Annotated in this window: 2 protein-coding genes and 1 pseudogene; all 3 read left to right on the top strand. The window is 75.5% G+C overall.

Annotated elements, in window-relative coordinates:
* A pseudogene (locus HMPREF3159_RS06900) lies at window positions 1-698 on the top strand (bifunctional hydroxymethylpyrimidine kinase/phosphomethylpyrimidine kinase); the annotation flags it as partial.
* Complete coding sequence (locus HMPREF3159_RS06905) at window positions 695-2038, top strand: MFS transporter (protein WP_083305843.1); 1344 nt, start codon at window positions 695-697, stop codon at window positions 2036-2038. The pseudogene HMPREF3159_RS06900 and the gene HMPREF3159_RS06905, both read left to right, overlap by 4 nt.
* A partial coding sequence (locus tag HMPREF3159_RS06910; protein WP_210388851.1) for a hydroxyethylthiazole kinase occupies window positions 2035-2499 on the top strand: 465 nt, incomplete at its 3' end. The genes HMPREF3159_RS06905 and HMPREF3159_RS06910, both read left to right, overlap by 4 nt.

Consider the following 2499-nt stretch of genomic DNA (forward strand, 5'->3'; position numbering starts at 1 on the left):
CCTCGGTCCCGCCCGTCGGCCCGTGGACCGAGGCGCTGTGGGCGGCCGGGGCGCCGCTCGCCGGCGCGATCGAGGGCTCCGGCTTCGCGGCGGCGCTCGTGGACGGGAGCCTGCCCGAGGGGCAGTTCTCCTTCTATCTCGCGCAGGACGCTCACTACCTGCAGCGCTACTCCCGCGCACTCGCGACCCTCGCCGCGACCTCGGAGGACCCTGCCGCGCGGGAGTTCTGGTCGGACTCCTCCCGGCACTGCATGGATACCGAGCTCGAGCTCCACCGCGGCTGGCTCGCGACCCGTCCTGACGCGGCGGAGGTGGCCGTCAGCCCGGTGACCAGTTCATACACCGACTTCCTGCTCGCCCGGGCGCTCGGGGACCCGACGGCCGTCGGAGCGGCCGCGGCGCTGCCCTGCTTCTGGCTGTACGCGCAGGTCGGGGCGAGCCTGCCCGAGGTACCGGACGAGCACCCCTACGCGGGGTGGCTCCTGACCTACCGCGACCCCACCTTCGTGGAGGGGGTGCGCGGGGCGCTCGGCGTCGTCGAGCGCGAGCTCGGGGCCGCCGAGCCCGCCGTGCGGGCGGAGGCGGCGCGCGCCTTCCTCCTCGCCTGCCGTCACGAGCTGGAGTTCTTCGAACAGGCGCGGCGTGCGAGTCCCTCCGTGATCGACCCGAGCCCGGCTCTCGCGGGGGCGACTCGATGACCGCCGCCTCGATCGCCGCGACCGGCACCCGCGCCCTGCCGCCCGAGGGTCGGGCCGCGCTGCGCGCCGGCGTGGTCGGGAACTTCATCGACAACATCCATGTGTTCCTGCCGGTCACGGCGTTGGCCCCGGCAATGCTCGTGATCGCGGGGCCGTCGGCGACCGCGTCGGCGGCGGCGCTGATCATCGTCGCGATGCTGCTGGGCCGGCCCGTCGGCGGGGTGGTGTTCGGGAGGATCGCGGACCGCATGGGGCGCACCCGCACCACCCGTCTCGCGATCGCGGGCACCGCGGCGTGCGCGCTCGCGATCGCCCTCGTCCCCGCCCACCAGGTGCTCGGCCCGGGCACGGTCGCGCTGATCCTGGCGCTGCGCTTCCTCGGCGGGATCTTCGTGGCCGGCGAGTACTCGGCCGCGATCCCGCTGTCGATGGAGTGGTCGATGCCGCGGCGGCGCGGGCTGATGAGCGGGCTGATCCTCTCGATGGCACCGTGGGCGCAGGCCACGATCGCCTTCGCCGTCGCGGCGCTGCTGGCGGCTCTCGGGCCGGAGCAGTACGCGGCCTGGGGCTGGCGGGCGCTGTTCGTCGCGGGCGCGGCGCTGTCGATCGGGATGATGCTCTACTACCGGCGGCACGTGGTCGATGCGCCGCAGGCCCGGCGAGCACCGGCGTCGGCCACCCCGTCGGCCCCGCGACCGGGCCTCCGCGGCCTGCTCACCGGACGGTGGGCGTCCGCGTTCTGGGCGGCGTTCGTGCTGATGACGGGGCTGTGGCTGCTCACCGACTCGACCGTGCTGCTGCTGACGGCCCGGCTGTCCACCGACTCGCCGACCGCCCCGGAGGCGGTGCCGCTGGTGATGGGCGCGGCCTCGATCGCGCAGGCGCTCGTGATGGCGCTCGCGGGGCACCTCTCGAGCCTCGTCGGGAGGCGGCGACTGCTCGTGGTGTGGGGCGCCGTCGCGGGACTCGTCGGACCGGTGCTGTGGTGGGCGGCGGTCACCGCGCCGACCCTCGCCGTCGCGACGCTGCTCGCCGCGCTGCTGCAGGTCGCGACGGTCTCCGCCTACGGTCCGATCGCCGCCTATCTCTCCGAGCGGTTCCCCACCGCGATCCGCTCGACCGGCTACGGCTCCGCCTACAGCCTCTCCCTCGTGCTGCCGGCGCTGTACCCGTTCTATGTGCCGGCGCTCGAGCCGCTGCTCGGCCGGCACGCCACGGTGATGGGGATGGTCGCGCTCGGCGGGCTGCTCGTGGTGGTCGGGGCGCTGCTCGGCCCGCGGCTCTCCCCGCGCGAGATCGACGCGGACCTCGACACGGTCGCCGAGCGGAGCACGCGATGAGCCCCGCCGACGACCCAGATCTCGCCCGCGCCCTGCCCGTCCTGGCGGCGGTGCGGGAGGCGGCACCGCTGGTCCACTGCCTCACCGCGACCGTGTCGATGCAGCTGGTGGCCGACGGGCTCCTCGCCGCCGGGGCGCGGCCGATGATGACCGAGACCGTCGTCGAGGCCCCGGTGGTCACGACCGTCGCGGACGCGCTGCTGATCAACCTCGGCACCCTCTCGACCGACGCGATGGACGGCATCCCCGCCACCGTCGCAGTCGCGCGCGAGCAGCAGCGGCCCTGGGTGCTGGACCCGACGGCGATCGGGATCGCCCCGGTCCGCACCCCGCTCGCGCGGCGGCTGATCGAACATCGGCCGACGGCGGTGCGGGGCAACGCCTCCGAGGTCCTGGCCCTGGTGGGCGAGGCGGGAGGCGGGCGGGGCGCGGACTCGACCGCCGCCGCGGAGTCCGCCGCC

Origin of the sequence: Brachybacterium sp. HMSC06H03 (assembly GCF_001807385.1) — a bacterium.
Classification (GTDB): Bacteria; Actinomycetota; Actinomycetes; order Actinomycetales; family Dermabacteraceae; genus Brachybacterium; species Brachybacterium conglomeratum.